The following is a 22371-nucleotide window of genomic DNA, read 5'->3' on the forward strand; positions in this document are numbered from 1 at the left end:
GTAAAGTGGCAAGTATGATAACCATTGTAACAACAAACCAAGAACACTTGTAAGCTCAAATCATCTCTGCAAAAGATAAATGTAAAAACCTTTTAAACACAAAAAAACGCCCTTTTTAGGACGTTTTAGATAATGCTTATCATCATAATTAGTGATTTAAGATCTTTGATAAAAATTGCTGTGCGCGCTCACTTTTTGCGCCTTCAAAAAACTCATCTTTGCTACAGTTCTCAACGATGTGACCTTCATCCATAAAGATAATACGATTGGCGACCTGGCTGGCAAATCCCATCTCGTGGGTCACGCACATCATCGTCATACCATCACGGGTCAGCTCTACCATCACATCGAGCACCTCTTGAATCATTTCAGGATCAAGCGCTGAGGTGGGCTCATCGAACAGCATGGCTATCGGGTCCATTGCCAAAGCACGGGCAATAGCAACGCGCTGCTGCTGACCACCAGAGAGCTCGGCGGGATATTTAGCGGCTTGTACGGTTAACCCAACGCGATCAAGATACGCCATAGCTTTCTTTTTGGCCTCGTCCTCTTTTCGTCCCAAGACTTTGATTTGTGCCACAGTCAAATTATCGATAATTGTCAGATGCGGAAACAACTCAAAATGTTGAAACACCATGCCAACGCGGCTACGCAGTTTGGGCAAATTGGTTTTGCTATCACCTACTGAGATGTCATTGACCATGATCTGCCCCTTTTGAAAAGGCTCAAGACCGTTAACTGTCTTGATCAAAGTGGATTTACCGCTACCTGACGGGCCACAAACGACGACAACATCGCCTCGGTGTACGTGCGCAGTACAATCGGTCAATACTTGAAAGTCGCCATACCATTTGCTGACGCTGTCAATTTCAACGACCATCTCATCGGTAGCATGGCCGTTATTTGTGACCAGTCCACCAAAGTCATTTATATATGTGTCAGCTTTGCTCATCGCAGGCTCCTAGCCATTTTTCTATATGTAATTGCGGTATAAAATACTCTTTATACCCTGTTCTAAAACCTCAAACGTTTTTGTACTTGCTGTACGCCGATAGAGGCGCTCAAACTAATGATAAAGTACACGGCACCTGCACCTAAAATATATGGCGTTAACAAGCCCATCAACTCCCCGCGCACGTAGGCGGCGCGGAAAAAGTCCGTCAAGCCAATAGCAAATACCAGCGTCGTATCTTGAAACAAGATAATACACTGTTGAAGTATTAGCGGCAGCATCTTACGAAACGCTTGCGGCAAGATGACCAAACGCATCGTCTGTCCATAGGTCATACCCAGCGCTTTGGCCGCATTGACCTGTCCGCTTCCGATCGATTGAATACCCGCTCTGACAACCTCCGAGAAATACGCCGCCTCAAACATCATAAAGGCAACCACACAGGAGGCAAAAGCAGCATCGAGTTGTAAGTATTTGCCCGCAACCCAAAAGTAGATCATAGGTACGGCAAAGTAAAACCAAAGTAGTACCAATAACAGTGGCACTGATCGAAAATAGTTGACGTATAGTTTGGCAGGGACTTCTAGTGCTTTGATGCCAGATAAACGCATCAAAGCGAGCACAGTGCCCAAGCTAATACCGCCCAAAATCGCTAAAAACAATACTTTAAGCGTGGTCAGCATACCGCCTAATAGGCCAGGATATGCGGTCGCAAGTTCAGTCATATTCATTTTTGACTCCCTGCGATAAGCCCAGGTACGCGCAGTTTGCGCTCAATTAAGCCCATAATAGCAATCAGGGATAAATTAAAAACCAGATAGATAATCGTCGCATAAGTATAAATCTCAAGGCTATTTTGCGTATACTCGCTAATGGTCTTAGTCTGACTGATTAGTTCCATCACGCCAACTAAAGAGGCGACCGAAGCGTTTTTAAAGCAGTTGGTCAGCTCTGAGCTTAGCGGCGGCAAAATAATACGAAAGGCTTGTGGTAATAGCACTTGCTTGTAGGCTTGCGGAATCGTAAAACCAAGCGCATAGGCGGCGTTGATTTGCCCCTGCGGCAAGGATTCAATACCTGTGCGCACTTGCTCAACGATACGGGCGGCGGTGAATAACCCAAGCCCGATACTCGCTGAGAGCATCGCTGAGGTGTTCGGCGACAAGTCTCTATACCACCATTCTTGCAAAGCGGGCGTGAGCCAACCGGGCGCGACATAAAACCAGAAGAATAATTGTACGAGTAGCGGAATATTACGAAAAAAGGTCACATAAGCAGTACCGATACGACGCGCAGTTTTGCTTGGTAGCGTGCGCATAATACCAAAGATGGTACCGATGACCATCGCGATCGTCCAGGCGATACTACCGATCAGTAGCAGCCAGCCAAGACCAGTAATCATCCAGTGAATATATAGCTCATTACCGATACCAGTCTGCTCAAAGAGCACACCCCAGTTCCAGCTATAGTTCATAACGGTCTCTCCAAGCTGCGATAAATAAGCCTGCCTACTAAGCTAATACTAAATATTAACTCAGTAAGCAAGCAGCTGTGTTGGGGGACGCTGTTACTGCGCAGTAGCCACTTTTGGTTGCGCGCTGTCATGCGGATTGGCAATGAGGGCTTTTAGATTGTCTGACATCTCAAAGTTCAAATTGACGTTCTTTGGTGGGATTGGGTTCAAGAACCACTTGCTATAGATATCGTTGATCTCGCCTGAGCTATAGACATTGTTAAGCGCTTCATTGACCACGGCCTTAAACTCTGGATCGTCTTTGCGCATCATGCAGCCATAGATCTCAAACGATTGTGGCTCACCTACGATAACCCATTCGTCAGGATTTTTGGCTTTGGCCTTTTCGCCTGCTAGCAAGACATCATCCATCATAAAGGCATCCGCACGACCATTTTCTAACATAAGGAAGCCTTCGCCGTGATCTTTAGCCGAGATGACATTGGTATCCATTTGCTTCTCGTCAATGTATTGACGGATGTAACGCTCAGAGGTCGTCCCTGCAGTGGTGACTAGCGTGTTGCCTTCTAAGTCATCAAAACCGCTGATACCTGAGTCATTTTTGGTAAGCAAGCGCGTACCGATCTCAAAGAAACCGTTCGAGAAGGCGACTTGCTCTTGACGCTCTTCATTATTGGTCGTAGAGCCACATTCAAAGTCGACTGTACCGTTTTGTACGAGTGGAATACGAGTTTGTGAAGTGATCAAATTATAGCGAACGTTTAGATCTGGCATGTTTAGGTTTTGCTTGATAGCTTCAACGACTTTCATCTCTAAGTCATGCGCGTAACCCATTGGCTGGTTAGGATCATCTGCGATATAAGAAAACGGAATAGAAGAATCACGGTAACCGACTACGATAGTGCCTGAGTCTTTGATCTTTTGCAGAGTGCCATTAGGATTGGCAGCCGCTTCTGTCGTAGCACCATCTGCGGGCGCCTCTTCAGTTGCGGTCTGATTACTGTTGTTGCAACCTGTCAAACCCAAAGCTAATAGGGCGGCGAAGGTTAAAGGTTTTGTTAAAGCGTAAGCCATGAGATACATCCTTTTATCACAATACAAATTTAAGAGGACGCCTGCGCGCAGGTAAAGTCCTCGCTAAGCGTCCATGCAGTTGCTTTTATTTAAAATAATTGCTTATCAATATTTACTTGTTACTTGTTGAAATGTTTACCTAGCGTTCATAATAGTGCAACTTTATGTTACTTTACAACACTTTTCTTAGGACGCGTTATATTCTCACTTTAGTTGTCTACATCTGTTCTATATTTACATTCAGAATAACTGCGATATAAGTCTCAAACATACGCGCACATGATTGATAAATCTTTGATAATCCCCATAAAGCTATCACCTTTTCAAAGAATAAATGACTTATGACTTCAGATACCCAAACCACAAATACACAGCATAATAACGATAGCAGCACTACTGATGTGCGTCAGCGATTTTTTATCGAGGACTCCCCTGTGCGCGGTGATGTGGTGCGCTTGTCGCGCAGTTATGCTTCAACTATCGCTCAAAAAGATTATCCCGAGGCCATCAGGCGCTTGTTAGGTGAGATGTTGACGGCAGCAAGTTTGCTTATCGGTACCGTCAAAATCGATGGTCATCTATCTATTCAGCTGCAATCATCAGACAGCGACAGCTTGCTTAACTGGGCGATGGCAGAGTGTGATCAAGACGGTATCATACGCGCGCTTGCCAGCTGGAAGGGACAGACGGATGAGCAAGTACAAGCTTGGAATAACATGACTTATGCTGATGAGGCGTTTGCTGAGCTTGGCGCAACAGGTCAAGGCGTATTGTTTATCAATATTCAGCCTAATGGCGGCGAGGCATATCAAGGCATCGTTGAGCGTACCCATGATAATCTAGCTCAGTGCCTTGCCCATTACCAAAAGCAGTCAGCGCAGATTCCGACTCTAATCAGTCTTGCCTCAGACGGCTTGCAAGCTGGAGGTATCTTGGTACAAATGCTGCCACGTACCGCTGAAGAGGCTTATGAGGTTGAGCAAAACGAAGACGCGGGTATCGATGATGACTTGTGGACTCGCCTGTCGCTGCTCACTCGTACGGTCAAGGACGAGGAGCTGACAACTTTGGACGCCAGCGAGATTATCTATCGTCTATATAATGAAGAGAACGTCGTCGCTCCTGATCCTGTGACGTTAGCGTTTGGTTGTACTTGTTCGCGCGAGAAATGCGCGATGGCGATTGAGCAGATTGGCGAGACCGAAGCGCTAGATATTTTAGCCGAGCAAAACGGCAGCTTTGAGATGGATTGCGGGTTTTGCGGCGCAGTCTACACTTTTGATAAAGAAGATGTGTCAGCGATATTTGCTGAGTAGGCTTTGTTTAAATAGTAGCTCAAATACAATATCAGGCTAAATACAATATTAAGCCAAATACAATATCAAGCTACCTATAATAAAACCCTCAAGTATGCCGCTTGAGGGTTTTTTGTCAGTGCGCTATTAGATCACCACTTCTACCGTATCGGGATAAGAGTGTACGCGAGACTCTTTTGAGTAGTCCGTTTTACCATTATCAAGTAGCCACATTACCACTTGTCTAAAAACGCGTTCGTTGTACATTAAGTTCATGTGACTTACGCCATAAAATATCGCTTTGTTGCCATCGGGTAGCATTAAAGTATGCTCATCAGCATGCTCACCTAATGCCGAATCTATAGATACCAGCCCATCCCCTACGACGTTTGATACCTTTGAGCCATAATAAGTCTCAATCAAAGTGGCGGCAGCAAAAAATGTATTCACGTGCCGAGGCAAGCGCGCAGGATGACGAAAGTCTTGTGGCAACACATTGCGGCCCTCCAAAGACTTCCAATCGGCATCACGGATACTACCATGGCGCAAATCAATAATACCTGCGCTACGCATATCACCCAATTTGGCAAGAGAGCCTGCAAAAGGGAGTTTGGCGATGATATCTTGTACCATAAAGCCAATGCGCTCAAGAATAGCGCCGTGATGAGGCGAGCCTAGAGTCACCAGGTTGCCAACACCTTTAACCCAGCTCATGCGATCTTGCTGACCATAAAACAGCGCACTACGCGCAACTAAGCCGCCCATACTGTGACCAACCAGATCGATTTGTGTCAGTGCTGGATTATTATCGACGAGGTTTTGCAGGACTTTGGAGAGCGTATGACCGTTGCGTGAGATACGGCGTCCAGTGTTGTAATCTAAATATAGTACCGTAGCGTCAGGCTGACTATTTAAGATAAAGTCGCCCAAACCGTCACCTTTGGCAGGCTGCCAACTTAAATGACTCATACATAGGCCATGACACAAAATAATGACGCGTCCAGAGAGCTCTCGGCGCTGTATCTGACCGTACCTATCATACAATGCCATAGAGATGGCAAGCGCGTTATTGTGATTAACTAAGTGATCGCCCATGACCCCATTAAAAACATTGACTAGCTTTTTTAAGGACTCAGGCAAAGGCTGTTGTGTTTTGTCATTGGAAACACTTTTATATAGGCGTAGTACTGATGATAAGTTATTGCCAACTAGCAGCATAATATGACGAACTGTACCGTAGATACGCCCAGTGATACCGCGCTGCCAGTTGTTGAAATGACCTTCATCATTAAACCGCCCTAAAGGACGCAAAATCACCTCGCGGTGAATCGCCTCAACGATATCTGTGACCTCGACCACGCCCATAGTCGCCAGCTGCGCTAGACCCTCAAAAAAATCACCTAAAGTAATCGGCTGACGCGGTAATATCGGATCGCCGTCATCTTCTAATAGTTTGGCGACTTCGTTCTCATCGATTGACTCAAGCTGAGCGATTTGTTCATATAAGTCGGCATGTAGCGGCATGCTCTCAGCGATCGTGCAAGCTTCGGTCTTGTGCCGAGCACTAGAGAATAGATCGTGAATGGTGTCGAGTGAATCTGGGCTGTTCTCTGTGCTGTTCATAGTGGTGACGTGCTCAGCGGTTAAAGGGTATTTGACATACTAGCCCTTAACGCAAGCAAAGAGAAGAAAAGGGATTGACTCACAAGTGTGCTTGTTATGGGCGGTAGGAATTTGACGACCAACGAAGCGCAACAAGCCATCATTACTATAATTATGATGAACTGACATCTGATATAACTGCGGCGACGTTATCGCACTGACGTTATCCATTGATGATCACCAAGACAAAGCATGAGCTTGTCACCCGCTCCTAGCGCGCCAACGCCACTTGGGGTACCGGTCATGATGATATCGCCTTTTTGTAAGCTAAAGGCATGGCTGATATCAGCAAGTAAATCATAAACTGAGAACAGCATTAAGGCACTATCACCATCTTGCGCCAGCTTATCATTGATGTGCAATTGATAATGTACTTGCGTCAAATCTCCAACCGCTTTTGGATCAAGCCAATCGCCAAGTACGCATGCACCATCAAAACATTTAGCACGCTCCCAAGGATGACCTTTGGCTTTGAGCGCGCTTTGAAGCTCGCGCAAGGTCAAATCAAGACCTAAAGTTAACCCACATATTGCCTGGCGGGCTTGCTCAGCAGTCGCTGCACTTAGATCACATGCCAGCTGAATACATAGCTCCGTCTCATAATGCGTTTCGCCATACACTTGTGGGTCGGGACGGATGATATCTTGCCTGATAGAAACTACAGAGGAGGCAGGCTTCATGAAAAGCATAGGGGCACTAGGTATCTCATTGCTAAGCTCAGCGGCGTGCGCGGCATAATTGCGGCCGACACAAACGACTTTACCGATAGACGCACGCAAACTCTCGCTAGCTTTTATCGCACTATCATCATTAACGTTATCATCAATAGTATTTACTAAAGACATATGTGACGATTGACTCATACAAAATCCTCACTACAAATTGATAGCTACAGTTAATAGATAGGGCACTATTTAAGTGATGAGGTCTAAACCACGAATAACTTGTGGTTTAAACTCCAACTTATTACGGAATGGTATTGGTCATAACATCTGGCGGCACGTAGCTGGCATGGCGATTCATTCGCTTCTCAAAGAGTCTAAAGCTAAACAAGATTACCCATGACAGCAGCAGATAAACAATACCTGCGGCAAAGAACAGCTCCATCAAGGTATAAGTGCGCGCACTAATCGTACGAGCCACCCCAGTGATATCCATGAGTGCTATGGTTGAGGCGAGCGCGCTACCTTTGAGCATAAAGATGACTTCGTTACTATAGGCGGGAATGACAATACCAAAAGCGCGCGGCAGGGTAATGCGCGTAAGCTTTTGCCATTTGGACATTCCGATCGCATCAGCGGCTTCAAGCTCACCTACTGGTATGGTCTGAATCGCACCGCGAATAATCTCAGCCAGATAAGCACTCGTATTTAAGGTAAAGGCAATTATAGCGCACCAGTAGGCTTGGCTAAGCACAGGATCCCAAAGCATCGACTCCCGTATCCACTCAAACTGGCCCAAACCATAATAGATCAAAAATATCTGTACCAGCAGCGGCGTACCGCGAAAGAAGAAAATATATAAAAAAGGTAATATCTGTATGACCCAGCTTTTGGACAATCGCAGTAGCGCTAATACTAGACCAAAAAATAGCCCGATAATACCTGAGACCACGACCAGCTGCACAGTCAATACTGCGCCGCCTAAGAGGTCTGGGATATGCTCAAAAATAACTTGCCAATTCCAATCCATAAGTGACTCTCCTCTACTTGGCGATCGGTTGGCTAGGGGCAGATTGACGGCTTAGTTTTTTGGCATAGCGCGCCGCTGGATTGGCACGCCATTCCAGCCAAAGCATAAAGCCTGTGATAAGCATGGTCAAACCCAAATAGATAATCGCAGCTGCCATATAAAAGGTAAAAGGCTGCTGCGTTGACTGCGCGGCGCGCGAGGACTGATACATGATGTCTTTGAGACCGACGACAGAGACCAAAGCGGTATCTTTGAGCAGCACTAAGAATAAATTACCTAAACCTGGTAGTGCAATTTGCCAGACTTGCGGTAAGGTAATACGGTAAAATATCTGAAAAGGACGCATACCGACCGCTTGCGCCGCCTCGCTTTGACCTATCGGAATCTCTTGTATAGACATCCGAAAGATTTCGGTTGCATAAGCGCCAAAAGCGATGGATAGCGCCATAACACCGCCCCAAAAAGCACTGACCTCGACGTACTCGTTATAGCCGAATCTCTTGAGAATACTCATCAACAAGATAGAGCCGCCATAGTAGATAAACAGGACTAAGAGCAGCTCAGGAATACCGCGCATCGTCGCCGTATATACTGTCGCAAGCTTGCGCAGTATCCAGACGTCAGAGAGTTTTGCTGTTGCACCAAGCAGACCTAATACCATACCGATAATTAGGCTGGTTACCGCAAGCTTGATAGTGACAGCGGCGCCGCTTAACAATAGCGCGCCAAATCCTTGTAGGTCAAACACAATTATTCACTTATTCTCTTTGTATTATCAATAAAATAGTCGTTTACTATCGTCTCAAACAACGTGTTTATAACGTTTTTATAATGTGTCAGATAGTGACCTTATAAAAGCGCGCTACAACCCTTATGACTAGCGCAGCAAACTGAGCGCTGATTTTATCATATACCAGCAGCGCTATGCATACAAAAAAGACATCACCAAAGCGGTAATGTCTTTCTTGCAATAGCTTAGTCATTGTATTTTAGCAACTACTGTATTTTAGCAGCTGCTGTTTCGTACTGGCTACTGCGTGCTTACTGAAAAGTACTTATCATTAAGCGCATCATAGGTGCCATCAGCTTTGATATTAGCAAGCGCTTGATTTATTCTACCCTCAAGCTCATCACCTGGGCGTACTGCGATCGCAAAGTTGTCTTTGATATCGATCTCATCGCCTTTTAGCACGTAACCGCTGCCAGATTCTGAGCTGAGCCATTCGATAGCAGGCAGCTTGTCAGAGACCATCGCATCAACGCGACCTGAACCTAAATCTAAGAATGCATTGCTTAGCGTGTCATATAGCATCATATTCGCGTCAGGGTATTCGCCCTCTAGCCACTGTGATGAGATAGTAGAGCGCTGCGCGGCGATAGAATTAGTATTGATATCATCAGGGTTACTTGGATCAAAACTGCTGCCCTGTTTGGCTAAAAACACTAAAGTGTTGCTAAAATAAGGATCTGTAAAGCTCACTTGCTGCGCCCGCTCTGGCGTCACTGACATCGCCGCCACGATAGCATCGTATTTGCCCGCTTTGAGTCCTGGAATGATACCATCCCAATCTTGCGCCATAATTTCACAAGTGACTTTCATATCGTCACATATAGCATTAGCCATTTCGACATCAAACCCACCTAATGAGCCATCAGCATTGGTATAGTTAAAAGGCGCATAAGCACCTTCTGTTGCCACGCGTAAGATTTCATCGGTATTGGGAGCCGCGTCTACAGGCTCAGCGCCAGTATCTTGGCTATTACTACAGCCTGATAATGCCAGTGCTGATATCGCTACCAGTGATACAAAAGTCTTTATCATGATCATCCTTGATACTTAATCCAAATATTAGTTAGCCATAGCCTCTGCTTGCTCTTCTTCAGCGATCAGCGCGTTACCCTCTACGCTACCCTCATCGATGACGAGTACTTCTTCGACACTATCGTTAGCCGCTTGCTGCGCGGCAGCCGTTGAGCTGGTGCCAAAATAGCTGGCGGTGATTTGCTCATAAGTGCCGTTGTCTTTGAGCTCGCCAAGGGCTTGATTGAATTTGGCAACTAAAGGATCATCTTTACGAAAGCCAATGCCCATCGCGTCTTCATCAGTATTGATCTCAGCGCCTTTGATTTCGTAATCCTGCCCTGCTGGCGTCTTTAACCAGTCAATGCCTGTAACTTTGTCCGACATCATTGCGCGTACGCGACCTGATGTAAGATCTAAATAGGCGTTATCTTGAGTATCGTAGAATTTGATGTCAGCATTTGGATGCTCATCTTGCAAGTACTGCGCAGATACAGTAGAGCGCTGTGAACCGATTGGCTGACCTGCCAAATTATCTATCGTCAGATCATCGCCTTTTTTGCCGATAAGGACAATACCACTATAAAAGTATGGGTCAGAGAATTCGATAACTTCTTGGCGCTCAGGCGTGATCGACATGCCAGCGATAATCGCATCGAATTTTTGTGCATTTAGACCAGGTATTAGGCCGTCCCAATCTTGTGAGATTACTTCACAGTCGGCTTTCATTTGCGCGCATAGAGCATCAATCAGTTCAATCTCATAGCCAATTAATTTGCCATCAGCGTCAGTATAACTAAACGGCTTGTAGCTTGATTCAGTGGCGATTTTGATATTCATTGGCGCATCGGTAGTCGCCGTATCGACCGCTACTGTCTCATCAGTAGTCGTACTATTATTGCTACAGCCTGCAACCATCAGCATCGCGATACTGACAGGCGCAAGCCATTTGGCTTTAGATTTTAGTGTGGTTAAGTTTTTCATTGTAGTAAGTCCTTAGTATATTGCGTCAAATAATAGGTGTGAGCGAGAGCAGTACTTTTAGAATTAGAATAACTCAACTCATTTACTGACCAAAATTTTCTTGCTCAAGACGTGCCAGCTCACCATTACTACGGATTTCACTAAGGGCTTTATTAAACTCATCTCTTAACGGATCATCTTTACGAACGGCGATAGCGATGTTGTCATTGTTATCGATCTCATCGCCTACTATACCGAAGCCTTCAGTATTATCAGCCAGCCATGATTTGGCCGAGACTTTTTCGGCGAGGACTGCATTGCTACGACCTGACTTTAGATCCAGATAGGCATTATCATAGTTGTCATACAACTGAACGGTATTGCCATCTTTGCCTTCATAGTTATCTTGTAGATAAGCACCAGGTGTGGTTGAACGCTGACCGCCCAAAGTGAGGTCTTTGATCGCCATAGGATCAAAACCACTTTCGGTATCAGTTAGCCACACCATAGTATTAGCGAAGTAAGGCTCAGTAAAATCGACTTTTTCTTGGCGTTCAGGAGTGATTGACATACCAGCGACGACCGCATCATATTTTTGTGCCAATAGACCTGGGATAATACCGTCCCAATCTTGCGCGACAATCTCGCACTGTGCTTGCATCTGCTCGCATAGGGCGTTGGCGACATCAACATCAAAACCTGACAGACTACCATCAGCATTGGTCATGTTAAAAGGAGGGTAAGCGCCTTCGGTGGCAATACGTATGGTCTTAGTCGCGGTATCTGTGGTAGCCGCATCTACGTTGGCGTCAGTAGCAGTCTCATCAGTAGCTGGGCTACATGCCCCAATCAGCATAGCGGTAGCGACGGTCATCGATGACCACAATAGGCGAGAATTCGACATCTTACATTCCTTAGTGTTGAATAAATACGCAAGAATAATGATCTGACATCCATGCCAAACCATAGAACTTGCTGATATAAAGTGAGGACAGCTTGGAGCGCTGCATAAACTCTTTGATAATACCTGACTCAAATATCAAAAACAAACATTTTGCAACTGAGCTGTCATTATTGTGCAATAATTTTTTAATGAAAGTCTGTTACTAGAGGATTGTTTATCCATAGTATGGATTTAATGAGTAGTACTTTTAAAAACATGGTTATTGATATAGCTAAAAACGTGGTTACTGACGATGCGACGACATAAAGTCTTTGACGCGCTCAGAGGTTGGATTGTCAAATATTTGCTCAGGTGTACCCATCTCCTCTATCACGCCTTGATGCAAAAACACCACTTGGCTTGAGACTTCACGAGCAAAGCGCATTTCATGAGTCACAATCAGCATCGTGCGCCCCTCCTCTGCCAGCTCACGCATCACAGCGAGCACTTCATTAACCAGTTCTGGATCTAGCGCTGAGGTTGGCTCATCGAACAGCAAAACCTGCGGCTGCATTGCTAAGGCGCGTGCAATGGCAACGCGCTGACGCTGGCCGCCCGATAAATTCGCCGGATAAGCGTCTTTTTTATCGAGTAAACCCACTTTATCGAGTAGCTTTTCAGCATCGCTGATCGCTTGCGCTTTTTTAACTTTGAGAACCTGCGTCGGCCCTTCGATGATATTTTGCAAAATGGTCTTGTGCGGCCACAGATTAAAGTTTTGGAATACAAATCCTACGCGGGCGCGCAGCCGCTCTAATTCTTTGACATCCGCCGCTTGCAGTTCACCTGACTTACCCGGTTTTAGCATCAGCTCATCATTACCGATCGTGATGCGACCTTTATTCGGTTTTTCTAGCATATTGATGCAGCGCAGCAAAGTTGATTTCCCAGAGCCTGACGAGCCTAATATAGAGATGACATCGCCATCATACGCGGTCAAAGACACGCCTTTGAGTACTGCTAGTGAGCCATAGCTTTTATGAATATCTTCTAGGTCTAAGGCGATAGGACGAGTCGGATCTTTTGCGATATCAAGCATGATTTAGCAGGTTTCCAATAGGTATGAGTAATAAGAAGTTAGAATCTAAGTGCTTTTATCTAATAGATTAATTGATTTGGCAGCGACGAAAGGTTGCATATTGTCGCCTAAAATACAGCCAAAAGGCAAACGTGTATTTGTCTATTCAAATAAAGACACAAAAAAGCTCAAATCTGCCGTAGCACATTTGAGCGTTATTTTAGCATCTCAGTGTCTTTTGCGCCCTACTATCTACTGATTTAGTAAGTAGACACGTGCTCTGATGATTCAGTGCCATCAAGAACCTCTGAGTCATCCGCTGTAGCAATAGCAACATCGTCATTCATAACCTCGTTGTCCATCGCAACACCATCATTGGCGCTTGCAATAGCCACATCGTCTGCTGGCATATCATTATCGACGCTAGTGGCTTCTTGCTCAATTTCAGTTTGCGCATCATAAGTCGGATCATCTTCGCTGGTTTTAGAGCCTTTGTCTTCACAAGCGCTCAAAGCGAGTACTGAAGTTGCTAATGTCGCCAGCAATAGGTTTTTATAAATAGATTTTTGCATAATATAATCACTCATCATTATTTAGTTGTTAAAAGTAATAACATTTACTCTTCGTCATCTAAAGAGTCATAGCCCCACTCTTGGTCAGTATCATCATCATCATTATAATTGTCATTGTCATTGTCATTGTCATTGTCAATATCGTCATCACTAGCATAATCATCGTCCGTAACGATATCGATGTCGTCATTGCCATTATCGATCTGTACTTGTTCCACTGAGTTTGGTGCCCCATTATTAGCGGCTTCGGTGTTGGTATAGACGCCCCAGATCAGTGCCAGTGCGACTAAGGAGCCATACAACCATTTTTTAGATATGATAGGTTTTGCTTTTTTCTCGGTAGCAGTCATATGAGCTCCTTTTTGAGTAAGTGGTAAAAATGCTTTGGTGCTGATCATTGTACTGCTATTGCTACTGGTTGACCTTAGTATTTAAGGCCGCTTTCTGTTAAAACTGCGTAACCGTATTTGTTCTATCATATTTGTTCTATCATATTTGTTCTATCATATTTGTTCTATCAATAGGCGCATTAAGGGTTAATTGCCGATTACAAATGAATGCTGTTCACAAATTCATCTTTACTAACGACGCAATCTCCTCTATGTTAAATGGCATAACGCCAAGACGCTAACAAAACCGTTACTTACCTATCACTTATAACGGCATCTGATAACATGAAGCAGATTTTTCTGCTTTTAGGTGTGTCTAATATTTACAAACCTTATATCCACATGTCTTTTATACAGTTAGCGTCATCAGCCTATCAATATCTATCATTTATCACATAAGGATTATTAGTTATGACTCAATCAACGACAGATATTCATACTTATATGCAAACCGTCGGCAAACAAGCCCGCGCCGCTTCTCGCGCGCTCGCTGCTGCTAATACAGGGGACAAAAACGCAGCACTCATTGCTATTCATGACGTGTTAGTCGATGCCAAACAAGACATCTTATCCGCCAACAAAATCGATATGGATAAAGGTGAAAAGAACAATTTAGACTCAGCATTACTCGACCGCTTAGAATTAAATGACGCCCGTTTTGACGGTATGCTGCAAGGTCTCAAAGATGTTGCCGCCTTACCTGACCCTATAGGCGCGGTCACCGACATGACCTATCGTCCCTCTGGTATCCATCTGGGTAAAATGCGCGTACCGCTCGGCGTCGTCGGCATGATTTATGAATCGCGCCCTAATGTGACTTTAGAAGCGGCATCACTGGCGCTCAAATCGGGCAACGCGATTATCTTGCGCGGCGGCTCCGAGGCTTTTGAGTCCAATCAGGCGATTGCTAAGTGCATTCACAAAGGGCTCGCCAATGCAGGTTTATCTGAGCATAGTGTACAAGTGCTAGAGACCACTGATCGCGCTGCTGTCGGCGAGCTGATTACGATGACTAAATACGTCGATGTCATCGTGCCGCGCGGCGGCAAAGGTCTAATTGAGCGTATCAGCAACGACGCCAAAGTGCCTGTGATCAAGCATTTAGACGGTAACTGTCACACCTTTATAGATAGTGATGCCGATCCTAAGATTGCGATAGAAGTTAGTGTTAATGCTAAGACGCATCGCTATGGCACGTGCAATACAATGGAGACGCTACTCGTTGACGAAGCAGTCGCAGATGAGCTGCTGCCACAAATCGCTGAAGCTATTATCAAAGCGGATAATGCCATGCAACTGCGTGTCGATGACAAAGCGCAAGCGATATTAAAAGACAATGCGACGCTAAACGGTCATCTGTCAGCGGCCACTTCTGAGGACTGGGACACTGAGTATCTAGCGCCGATTTTAGCTGTCAAAGTCGTCAGCGGTATCGATGACGCGATTGAGCATATCAATACCCACGGTAGTCAGCATACTGATGTCATTATCACTGATAATTATACCAAGTCGCAGCGCTTTATCCGGGAAGTCGATTCAGCCAGCGTGATGATTAACGCCTCTAGCCGCTTCGCTGACGGTTTTGAGTATGGACTCGGTGCTGAAATCGGTATCTCAACGGACAAAATTCACGCCCGCGGTCCTGTAGGACTTGAGGGTCTCACCTCACAAAAATGGATCGTCTATGGCCACGGTGAAACCCGCGCTTAATTGATCTAATCTAAATAAAAAATGCCAGCCTAGTCGCTGGCGTTTTTGTGCGTTATAACTAAGTTATATATACTATCTAAAAATCTAAATCATAGGACAGCTGGCTTATGCAAAGCGGCACTATTAAGCACTGGAACGAGGATAAAGGCTATGGCTTTATCGATGTGGACGATCAAAATGAAGATGTGTTCTTTCACATCACAACAGTACGCTTGTCTGAGCCTGTCAGTATTGGTCAGCGCGTCTACTTTACCAGCGAGCGCAATGACAAAAACCAGTTGCGTGCCCTTGAGGTAACCTCGACATCGCTGAACCTACAAGAGACGCCACTGTCACACTCTGCAAAAAAGACGCCAAAGCGCGCAGCGAACGCCAATCTTCAAGGCAACTCTAAAAACCATAAAAGTAATCAGCGCCGCATCGGTCAAACAAAGCGCAGTCCTATCTCACGCCTATTTAGCATCATCGCTATCATCGCCTTAGCTGCCTATTTCTTTGGTGATCTACAATCGATTTTTGATAATGGCCCTGGGTCCACTACTATTGCTCAATCAGCAGAAACTACCAATCAAAACGCTATCACAGGTGACGCGCAAATTGACAATACTATTGCGCTTATTGGGCAGGGCGGGCCTTTCCCTTATCCTGCTAAAGACGGCACAACTTTTTATAATCGTGAAGGTCACCTGCCCCAAGAGGCCAGTGGCTACTACCGAGAGTACACTGTACCTACCCCTGGCGTCTCTCATCGCGGCGCGCGCCGTATCGTCACAGGTGGCAATCCGCCAACCGTCTATTATTTAACTGTTGATCACTACGACAGTTTTAGCCAATTACAGGTGAGATAAATGAGCCAAGCCATTCATTATATAAACCAAGATAGCAAGACGACTGCTATACCCAAGCGAGCAGTTAATATCGTTATCAAAGAAGTGCTGGACAAAGCCGCTCTATTAACCGCATTGGATAAGGCGCTTAGTTTTCCTGACTACTTTGCACATAATTGGGATAGTGCTTGGGACTGCTTAACCGATAGCGATGCTAAGCATTTACGTTTAGATTTGACGGATGTAAAGCAAATTAATACTGAGGATTTTAACGTGTTTAAAAGTATGATTGAAGATGCTTTTAGAGATTTTGGGCAGCCGCAGCTGTGGGTAGTCGTATAAAAGTTTAAATCACATGACATTTGGGCGTCTTGCTAAGCGTCTAGCCAATTACAATTGGCAGATAGCAAAAAGCCCGCTAAGATAGTGCTTAGCGGGCTTTTATAACGTATTAAGAAACTAAAGTTTTTGAATCAAACTCGCTATTTGTACTTTTTAATTTCACCACTCTTCACGCGAGCGACAAAAGAATTAATCTCTCTTTTCACAACTGGCATCAAGAAGTACAGACCGATGATGTTAAAGATCGCCATTGCAAAGAGCGCGGCATCTGAGAAGTCGATGACAAAGCTAAACTGTACGATGGTACCGATAACGACGAAGACCAAGAAGATAAGTTTGTATATCATCTCGCCGCCTTTACCTTCACCAAAGAGGTAAGTCCAAGCTTTTAGGCCATAATATGACCATGAAATCATCGTCGAAAAAGCGAACAGCAATACCGCCACAGCTAGGAAATACTGAAAGATAGGCGCCGTTTCCATAAAGGCTGCACGGGTTAGATCCACACCAGTGAGCGCTTGGGTTTGCAAGTTTGCGACAGTGTTTACCCCAGAGATAGTAATAACCAGCGCCGTCATGGTACAGATAACAACCGTATCAATAAAAGGCTCAAGCAAAGCGACTAAACCTTCCGTAGCAGGCTCTTTGGTTTTTACTGCTGAGTGAGCAATAGCGGCTGAACCAACACCGGCTTCGTTAGAGAAAGTCGCACGTTTTAAACCTTGAATAAGTGCGCCAATAAAGCCACCAGCTACGCCTGCACCTGTGAAGGCACCTGTGAAAATCTCACCGAATGCGGCGCCAATAAGATTAAAGTTAGCAACTAATACGATTACCGCCATAGTGATGTATAACAAGGCCATAAAGGGTACGACTTTTTCGGTAACGGTTGCAATGCGCGGCATACCACCGATGATAACCATACCAACTAAAACAGCCAAACCAATACCAAAGAATAAACTGTACTCTGTTGGAATACTAAAGGTAGAGCTCATAACTGCAAAGGCTTGGTTACCCTGAAACATGTTACCAGCACCAAAGGTTGCTAGAATACACATGAGAGCAAAACCAACCGCTAAAAACTTACCTAATCCGCCCATACCACGTTCAGCCATACCGCGGCTTAGGTAGTACATAGGGCCACCAGATACAGCCCCAGATGGTAGTATCGTACGGTATTTGACACCGAGCGTACACTCTACAAACTTGGTCGCCATACCGAATAGGCCAACCATAATCATCCAAAAGGTAGCACCAGGACCACCAATGGCAAGCGCTGCACCAACGCCTGCGATATTACCAAGACCAACGGTACCTGATAAAGCAGTAGCTAGGGCTTGAAAATGACTGACCTCGCCTTCTTCTTTGGTAGCAGGATTGGGATCGGTATATTTGCCTCTAACAATATCTAGAGACAACCCTATTTGGCGAAACTGAATAAATCCGAAGTAAAAGGTAAACACTAGCGCGGCAACTAACAACCAACCCACAATAAGCGGAAAGCTGACATCACCAAGTGGTACTGAAAAGAAAATAAGGTCGACGAACCAACCAAAGGCATTGCCCATAAACCCATCGAGACCTGCACCAAATGCTTCTAAACCCGATTGCTCAACGACCACAGCTGATTCTTCAGCAGCTCGCGCGAGAGTGGCGCTAAGTAGTAGCACCATAGCGACTAACGGTTGTTTTTTCATAAAAATCCCTTTTGTGAAAATCCCTTTTGCGAAAGTAACTTTCTGAACTATTGTCATGACATCAATATTCAATAGGTAATCATATATTACGATTTGTATTACTATTATTACCCAATTGTCACCGCTAATAATATACTAATTTAACTTAATAAACAAAAACAATCATATATTATAATAAGTTAGATACTTTCTTAGAGTTCACAGCTGTGATCTGGAGTCATCATATTTTGGATATCTATAAAATACTGTCGATATAAATTTATAAAATTGACCGTTTCCTCTAGTTTATTTAATAAAATTAAATTTTATAATGAACATTAGTCTACCTAGAAATCACGAAATAGTAGCTCTAAAAAACCGCTCAGCCTCAGCTAAGCGGTTTTTTATTGCTTACCATACTTATAGTATCAAACCGCTTTTAGGCACGTTTGATATGGCGACAAACACAAGAGAAGGCATAGCGTTACAAGTGAAACAACTTAATAATATTATGCTCTTTAGTTGGTAGAGTGTTATAGAATGGGCATCGCCAATTAGTTATCGAAAATAGCAACTTACATTAGTAGTCAATGCATTATGGCCTGTCAAAGGATTTTTTATGTTCGGTATTACTGACCTGACGACCTATATTATTGGTTCCATAATCATTATCCTATTGCCAGGACCAAATAGCTTATATTGTCTGTCGGTGTCTGCTGCACATGGCGTGCGCAAAGGCTATCATACGGTAGCTGGTATATTCGTTGGCGATAGCATTTTGATAATCGTTACGGTTCTCGGAATGGGTAGCCTGCTCAAACTCTATCCTATTTTATTTACGGGTATTAAGTTAATAGGCGGCCTATACTTATTTTATTTGGGTGCCAAACTCTTGATAGGCGCTTATCAAAATTTTCGTCATAGAGCTTTGCTAGCTGATGCTAAGCCAAAACCGATAACCGCGCCTATTCACCAAAACTTCTTTAATCGCGCGTTACTACTTAGCCTGACCAATCCAAAAGCGATCTTGTTTTTCTTATCCTTTTTTGTACAGTTCGTTGAGCCGAGCTATCCGCGTCCCTTTTTATCCTTCTTAGTACTTGCCATCATTTTGCAGATGATTAGCTTTAGCTATCTAAGCGTTATGGTTTTTGCAGGCAAAAATTTATCAAACAAATTTAATCAATATCCTCTACTCATTATGGTGAGCATGAGTTTTACAGGATTATTATTTATTGGATTTGCTATTAACTTATGGCTTGCGCAATTAAGCTAGATTGATTTAATGCACTATGCTGTGAGGTGCCGCTCATATTCAAATGTGTTGTTATACTTAAACTAAAAAAACCGCCAAGCCTAAGCCAAGCGGTTTCTATTTTTATACGTCTAAAAGCAGGTAAAAGAAATTACTGATTCTTTGCGTACACAGGCTTTTTGGCGCAGATGGCTTTTACCTTTTCGCGCGTATCAGAGATTACTTGCTCATCACCGAGGCTATCTAAGACATCACACATCCAGCCTGCTAGCTCTTTTACGTCAGCTTCATCAAAGCCGCGCGTGGTTACCGCTGGCGTACCAATACGGATACCTGAAGTCACAAACGGTGATTTTGGATCGTTAGGCACCGCGTTTTTGTTAACCGTAATATAAGCATCACCAAGCCATGCATCCGCTTCTTTACCCGTCATTTCTTGTTTAACTAGGCTGATAAGCATCAGATGGTTTTCGGTGCCGCCAGAGACGATATCGTAACCGCGATCCATGATGACCTCTGCCATAGCTTTGGCATTTTTGACCACTTGCTCTTGGTAAGTCTTAAAATTGTCCTCTAAGGCTTCTTTAAAGCACACCGCTTTGCCTGCGATGGCATGCATAAGCGGGCCGCCCTGGTTGCCAGGGAACACGGCAGAGTTGAGCTTTTTGGCCAGCTTATCATCACGCGATAAGATAATGCCTGAGCGCGGGCCACGTAAGGTTTTGTGCGTGGTGCTGGTAACCACATCGGCGAATGGTACGGGGCTTGGATACGCGCCAGTAGCGGCAAGGCCTGCAATGTGCGCCATATCGACCAAAAAGTACGCCCCTACTTCGTCAGCGATATCACGAAAACGCTGCCAATCGACCACTTGAGAATAGGCGGAGAAGCCTGCGATAATCATTTTAGGCTTGTGCTCGCGGGCTAGGCTGTCGACTTGATCATAATCAATCTCGCCTGCTTCATTTAGACCGTACTGCACCGCATTGTAGTTAATGCCTGAGAAGTTGATATGCGCGCCATGAGTCAAGTGACCGCCCGCGTCGAGGCTCATACCAAGTACCGTATCATTGGCTTCAAGGAGTGCTAAAAAAACCGCTGAGTTGGCCTGAGAACCTGAATGCGGCTGGACGTTGACGTACTGGGCGCCAAATAGCTCTTTGGCACGGTCAATCGCGAGCTGCTCAATGATATCGACGTATTCGCAGCCGCCGTAATAGCGCTTGCCCGGATAGCCTTCGGCATATTTATTGGTCAGATCTGAGCCTTGTGCTTCCATGACTGCTTGTGAGCAATAGTTCTCTGAGGCGATAAGCTCAATATGGCTCTCTTGACGTTTGCTTTCAGACGCCATCGCGTCAGCGAGTACAGGGTCAAAATCTTTAATAGAGATGTCTTTAAACATAAGAGTGTCCTATATTATTGGTTTTGTAAAACTAGTGTTATTTAAGATAAGGTTATGAGCGCGCTCATAGAGGGTGGATGCTCAGCAAGGATATTGCACTGAAATCTTGCCGTATGCTGAGTCTAACATGAAATATAACTTTATGAGCGCAAAAAAGCTCAGCTTAAGCTGAATGGTTTAAAGAATGATACGATAGAAAACACGTTGTGATGAAACTAAAAAACAGCCAAATGATATGGCTGTTTTTGTAGGTAGAAATAATGAGTGTTAGTATCTCAATCCTACTAGCGGTTTAGATACCCAGCCTGCGCCTTTATCAGTTTGAACATAATAATACCCGTTCTGCTCTTTACCCATATAAATAATGGTATCTTGCTGAGATAAACTACTCACCTGCATCGAATTGTTGCTCGCTTGATTATACAGTGATGTATTCTTAAGCTTGCCCGCTAGTAGAGCACCTTCAATAAGTTTGACGCCGCCCACTTGATTATCTACTTCATTTGACGAGATAAAACCAACTTCTTCACCCAAGTCTGTCACCGCCTGTTTGCTACCGCGAAACGTATCAGCAGTCTGCCCAATGGAGCTTACCGCTCTTTGCACATCATAGATGCTATCAAAAAACCCAGCGTTGGCCGTTTGCGATAGAGCAATTGTACTGGCACACAAGATGAAGGTGCTAGATAGCTTCAAAAATAATTTTGCGGGACTTAATGGGCTCATAATTGACTCTCATATTTTGATAACAGTGAAATAATAGACTAACGTTTAGTTACAAAATACTAACACAGTATCTATTTATTAAACAAGTGTTTTTCAATAATTGAAACCAGACAGAAACGTCTCGCTAATAAGCAGTTTTCGTCCATACCAGTCATAACGCGTTTGCCGCTGCCAACCTTTATGTGTATGAGAGATAAAGCGCTGGCTTGGCAAGGTGCGGCAGCGCCTAAATAGAACATAACCAATTGGCGTACCCTTTAAATGTTGCAAGCGACGAGCATCTCCTTTTAGGCTTGGTAGCGGAAACAGGCTTTGCGCCCAGACCCAAGGCGCCTCATCGTTGCCATATAGATATACTTCGCGCACCCATGCTAGCATCGGTCGATTAAGCGCTCTGCCCTCAATGCCCAGTTGATGTTTTTGCGCTAAGCTCAAAAGTCTGTAGCCCTCAAACTGTCGCTCTACGCGTAGGGGCTGACCTGCCTTGGTTTCTAGCATCGCAGTCAAAGAGCCTTTGGCATCGAGCCACGGCACAAGATTAGGCGGCGCTGGGGTATGCATGTGAGATAACTTGGTATTTAGCATTGCTATAGCG

General features: G+C 44.7%; 23 protein-coding genes. 5 read left to right on the forward strand and 18 right to left on the reverse strand.

Going from position 1 to position 22371, the window contains the following annotated elements:
• Positions 1-148: 148 nt before the first annotated feature.
• The 4 genes from ACTXGE_RS05755 to ACTXGE_RS05770 all read right to left on the reverse strand — a co-directional run bounded on the left by ACTXGE_RS05755 (position 149) and on the right by ACTXGE_RS05770 (position 3500).
• The gene (locus tag ACTXGE_RS05755) at positions 149-880 is read right to left on the reverse strand and encodes an amino acid ABC transporter ATP-binding protein (protein ID WP_443542522.1); all 732 of its coding nucleotides are present in this window, start codon (positions 878-880) and stop codon (positions 149-151) included.
• A 134-nt stretch (positions 881-1014) separates the two neighbouring features.
• Complete coding sequence (locus ACTXGE_RS05760; RefSeq protein ID WP_317200202.1) at positions 1015-1683, reverse strand: ABC transporter permease subunit; 669 nt, start codon at positions 1681-1683, stop codon at positions 1015-1017.
• Complete coding sequence (locus tag ACTXGE_RS05765; protein ID WP_317200203.1) at positions 1680-2426, reverse strand: amino acid ABC transporter permease; 747 nt, start codon at positions 2424-2426, stop codon at positions 1680-1682. The genes ACTXGE_RS05760 and ACTXGE_RS05765 overlap by 4 nt, the downstream gene beginning before the upstream one ends.
• A gap of 93 nt (positions 2427-2519) precedes the next feature.
• Positions 2520-3500 carry a glutamate/aspartate ABC transporter substrate-binding protein gene (locus tag ACTXGE_RS05770; RefSeq protein WP_435950224.1) on the reverse strand — a complete coding sequence of 327 codons (981 nt, stop codon included), beginning with the start codon at positions 3498-3500 and terminating at the stop codon, positions 2520-2522.
• A gap of 341 nt (positions 3501-3841) precedes the next feature.
• Between ACTXGE_RS05770 and hslO the strand changes: the two genes are divergently transcribed.
• Entirely contained in the window at positions 3842-4816 is a 975-nt protein-coding gene (hslO, locus tag ACTXGE_RS05775) for an Hsp33 family molecular chaperone HslO (RefSeq protein ID WP_443542457.1), read from the forward strand.
• A gap of 126 nt (positions 4817-4942) precedes the next feature.
• Here the strand turns inward: hslO and ACTXGE_RS05780 are convergent, their stop codons facing one another.
• The 10 genes from ACTXGE_RS05780 to ACTXGE_RS05825 form a co-directional block, all read right to left on the reverse strand.
• The gene (locus tag ACTXGE_RS05780; protein WP_443542455.1) at positions 4943-6418 is read right to left on the reverse strand and encodes an alpha/beta fold hydrolase; all 1476 of its coding nucleotides are present in this window, start codon (positions 6416-6418) and stop codon (positions 4943-4945) included.
• Positions 6419-6606: 188 nt separating this feature from the next.
• Entirely contained in the window at positions 6607-7236 is a 630-nt protein-coding gene (locus ACTXGE_RS05785; RefSeq protein WP_443542520.1) for a fumarylacetoacetate hydrolase family protein, read from the reverse strand.
• Positions 7237-7423: 187 nt separating this feature from the next.
• Entirely contained in the window at positions 7424-8149 is a 726-nt protein-coding gene (locus ACTXGE_RS05790) for an ABC transporter permease (protein WP_435950221.1), read from the reverse strand.
• 13 nt (positions 8150-8162) lie between these two features.
• Positions 8163-8897: an ABC transporter permease gene (locus tag ACTXGE_RS05795; RefSeq protein WP_317200209.1), complete on the reverse strand. Its 735-nt coding sequence runs from the start codon at positions 8895-8897 to the stop codon at positions 8163-8165.
• A gap of 282 nt (positions 8898-9179) precedes the next feature.
• Entirely contained in the window at positions 9180-9974 is a 795-nt protein-coding gene (locus tag ACTXGE_RS05800; RefSeq protein WP_435951003.1) for an ABC transporter substrate-binding protein, read from the reverse strand.
• A gap of 24 nt (positions 9975-9998) precedes the next feature.
• A complete protein-coding gene (locus ACTXGE_RS05805; RefSeq protein WP_435950220.1) occupies positions 9999-10934 on the reverse strand; it encodes a transporter substrate-binding domain-containing protein in 936 nt (311 codons plus the stop codon).
• Between the two features lie 82 nt (positions 10935-11016).
• The gene (locus tag ACTXGE_RS05810) at positions 11017-11817 is read right to left on the reverse strand and encodes a transporter substrate-binding domain-containing protein (RefSeq protein WP_443542452.1); all 801 of its coding nucleotides are present in this window, start codon (positions 11815-11817) and stop codon (positions 11017-11019) included.
• Between the two features lie 283 nt (positions 11818-12100).
• Positions 12101-12895, reverse strand: a complete 795-nt coding sequence (locus ACTXGE_RS05815; protein WP_435950218.1) for an ABC transporter ATP-binding protein — start codon at positions 12893-12895, stop codon at positions 12101-12103.
• A 239-nt stretch (positions 12896-13134) separates the two neighbouring features.
• Positions 13135-13446, reverse strand: a complete 312-nt coding sequence (locus ACTXGE_RS05820; RefSeq protein ID WP_317200214.1) for a hypothetical protein — start codon at positions 13444-13446, stop codon at positions 13135-13137.
• 44 nt (positions 13447-13490) lie between these two features.
• On the reverse strand, positions 13491-13796 hold the full coding sequence (locus ACTXGE_RS05825) for a hypothetical protein (RefSeq protein ID WP_443542450.1): 306 nt from the start codon (positions 13794-13796) through the stop codon (positions 13491-13493).
• A gap of 450 nt (positions 13797-14246) precedes the next feature.
• Between ACTXGE_RS05825 and ACTXGE_RS05830 the strand changes: the two genes are divergently transcribed.
• The 3 genes from ACTXGE_RS05830 to ACTXGE_RS05840 all read left to right on the forward strand — a co-directional run bounded on the left by ACTXGE_RS05830 (position 14247) and on the right by ACTXGE_RS05840 (position 16714).
• The gene (locus tag ACTXGE_RS05830; RefSeq protein ID WP_317200216.1) at positions 14247-15545 is read left to right on the forward strand and encodes a glutamate-5-semialdehyde dehydrogenase; all 1299 of its coding nucleotides are present in this window, start codon (positions 14247-14249) and stop codon (positions 15543-15545) included.
• 107 nt (positions 15546-15652) lie between these two features.
• Positions 15653-16393 (forward strand): ribonuclease domain-containing protein, encoded by a 741-nt coding sequence (locus tag ACTXGE_RS05835; protein ID WP_443542447.1) that lies wholly within the window; start codon positions 15653-15655, stop codon positions 16391-16393.
• Positions 16394-16714, forward strand: a complete 321-nt coding sequence (locus ACTXGE_RS05840) for a barstar family protein (protein ID WP_443542445.1) — start codon at positions 16394-16396, stop codon at positions 16712-16714. It begins immediately after the preceding gene.
• Positions 16715-16854: 140 nt separating this feature from the next.
• On the opposite strand, the gene ACTXGE_RS05845 is transcribed toward ACTXGE_RS05840, so the two are convergent.
• Positions 16855-18411: an alanine/glycine:cation symporter family protein gene (locus ACTXGE_RS05845; RefSeq protein WP_435950214.1), complete on the reverse strand. Its 1557-nt coding sequence runs from the start codon at positions 18409-18411 to the stop codon at positions 16855-16857.
• 598 nt (positions 18412-19009) lie between these two features.
• Between ACTXGE_RS05845 and leuE the strand changes: the two genes are divergently transcribed.
• Positions 19010-19666, forward strand: coding sequence for a leucine efflux protein LeuE (leuE, locus tag ACTXGE_RS05850; RefSeq protein ID WP_443542443.1), 657 nt, complete (start codon positions 19010-19012; stop codon positions 19664-19666).
• Positions 19667-19796: 130 nt separating this feature from the next.
• Here the strand turns inward: leuE and glyA are convergent, their stop codons facing one another.
• From glyA to ACTXGE_RS05865, 3 genes are all read right to left on the reverse strand, one after another.
• The gene (gene glyA / locus ACTXGE_RS05855; protein ID WP_443542441.1) at positions 19797-21050 is read right to left on the reverse strand and encodes a serine hydroxymethyltransferase; all 1254 of its coding nucleotides are present in this window, start codon (positions 21048-21050) and stop codon (positions 19797-19799) included.
• A gap of 267 nt (positions 21051-21317) precedes the next feature.
• Positions 21318-21776, reverse strand: coding sequence for a hypothetical protein (locus ACTXGE_RS05860; protein WP_317200771.1), 459 nt, complete (start codon positions 21774-21776; stop codon positions 21318-21320).
• A gap of 93 nt (positions 21777-21869) precedes the next feature.
• The gene (locus tag ACTXGE_RS05865) at positions 21870-22361 is read right to left on the reverse strand and encodes a chorismate--pyruvate lyase family protein (RefSeq protein WP_435950211.1); all 492 of its coding nucleotides are present in this window, start codon (positions 22359-22361) and stop codon (positions 21870-21872) included.
• Positions 22362-22371: the final 10 nt, after the last annotated feature.

It is taken from the genome of Psychrobacter sp. T6-4, assembly GCF_052258425.1.
Taxonomy (GTDB): domain Bacteria; phylum Pseudomonadota; class Gammaproteobacteria; order Pseudomonadales; family Moraxellaceae; genus Psychrobacter.

Coding starts and splice junctions, on each gene's coding strand:
- ACTXGE_RS05765 (WP_317200203.1), bottom strand. CDS start 2,426: ATGAACTATAGCTGGAACTGGGGTGTGCTCTTTGAGCAGACTGGTATC.
- ACTXGE_RS05805 (WP_435950220.1), bottom strand. CDS start 10,934: ATGAAAAACTTAACCACACTAAAATCTAAAGCCAAATGGCTTGCGCCT.
- ACTXGE_RS05840 (WP_443542445.1), top strand. CDS start 16,394: ATGAGCCAAGCCATTCATTATATAAACCAAGATAGCAAGACGACTGCT.
- ACTXGE_RS05815 (WP_435950218.1), bottom strand. CDS start 12,895: ATGCTTGATATCGCAAAAGATCCGACTCGTCCTATCGCCTTAGACCTA.
- ACTXGE_RS05830 (WP_317200216.1), top strand. CDS start 14,247: ATGACTCAATCAACGACAGATATTCATACTTATATGCAAACCGTCGGC.
- ACTXGE_RS05780 (WP_443542455.1), bottom strand. CDS start 6,418: ATGAACAGCACAGAGAACAGCCCAGATTCACTCGACACCATTCACGAT.
- leuE (WP_443542443.1), top strand. CDS start 19,010: ATGTTCGGTATTACTGACCTGACGACCTATATTATTGGTTCCATAATC.
- ACTXGE_RS05835 (WP_443542447.1), top strand. CDS start 15,653: ATGCAAAGCGGCACTATTAAGCACTGGAACGAGGATAAAGGCTATGGC.
- ACTXGE_RS05825 (WP_443542450.1), bottom strand. CDS start 13,796: ATGACTGCTACCGAGAAAAAAGCAAAACCTATCATATCTAAAAAATGG.
- ACTXGE_RS05770 (WP_435950224.1), bottom strand. CDS start 3,500: ATGGCTTACGCTTTAACAAAACCTTTAACCTTCGCCGCCCTATTAGCT.
- ACTXGE_RS05820 (WP_317200214.1), bottom strand. CDS start 13,446: ATGCAAAAATCTATTTATAAAAACCTATTGCTGGCGACATTAGCAACT.
- ACTXGE_RS05810 (WP_443542452.1), bottom strand. CDS start 11,817: ATGTCGAATTCTCGCCTATTGTGGTCATCGATGACCGTCGCTACCGCT.
- ACTXGE_RS05865 (WP_435950211.1), bottom strand. CDS start 22,361: ATGCTAAATACCAAGTTATCTCACATGCATACCCCAGCGCCGCCTAAT.
- ACTXGE_RS05755 (WP_443542522.1), bottom strand. CDS start 880: ATGGTCGTTGAAATTGACAGCGTCAGCAAATGGTATGGCGACTTTCAA.
- ACTXGE_RS05760 (WP_317200202.1), bottom strand. CDS start 1,683: ATGAATATGACTGAACTTGCGACCGCATATCCTGGCCTATTAGGCGGT.
- ACTXGE_RS05860 (WP_317200771.1), bottom strand. CDS start 21,776: ATGAGCCCATTAAGTCCCGCAAAATTATTTTTGAAGCTATCTAGCACC.
- hslO (WP_443542457.1), top strand. CDS start 3,842: ATGACTTCAGATACCCAAACCACAAATACACAGCATAATAACGATAGC.
- ACTXGE_RS05790 (WP_435950221.1), bottom strand. CDS start 8,149: ATGGATTGGAATTGGCAAGTTATTTTTGAGCATATCCCAGACCTCTTA.
- ACTXGE_RS05845 (WP_435950214.1), bottom strand. CDS start 18,411: ATGAAAAAACAACCGTTAGTCGCTATGGTGCTACTACTTAGCGCCACT.
- glyA (WP_443542441.1), bottom strand. CDS start 21,050: ATGTTTAAAGACATCTCTATTAAAGATTTTGACCCTGTACTCGCTGAC.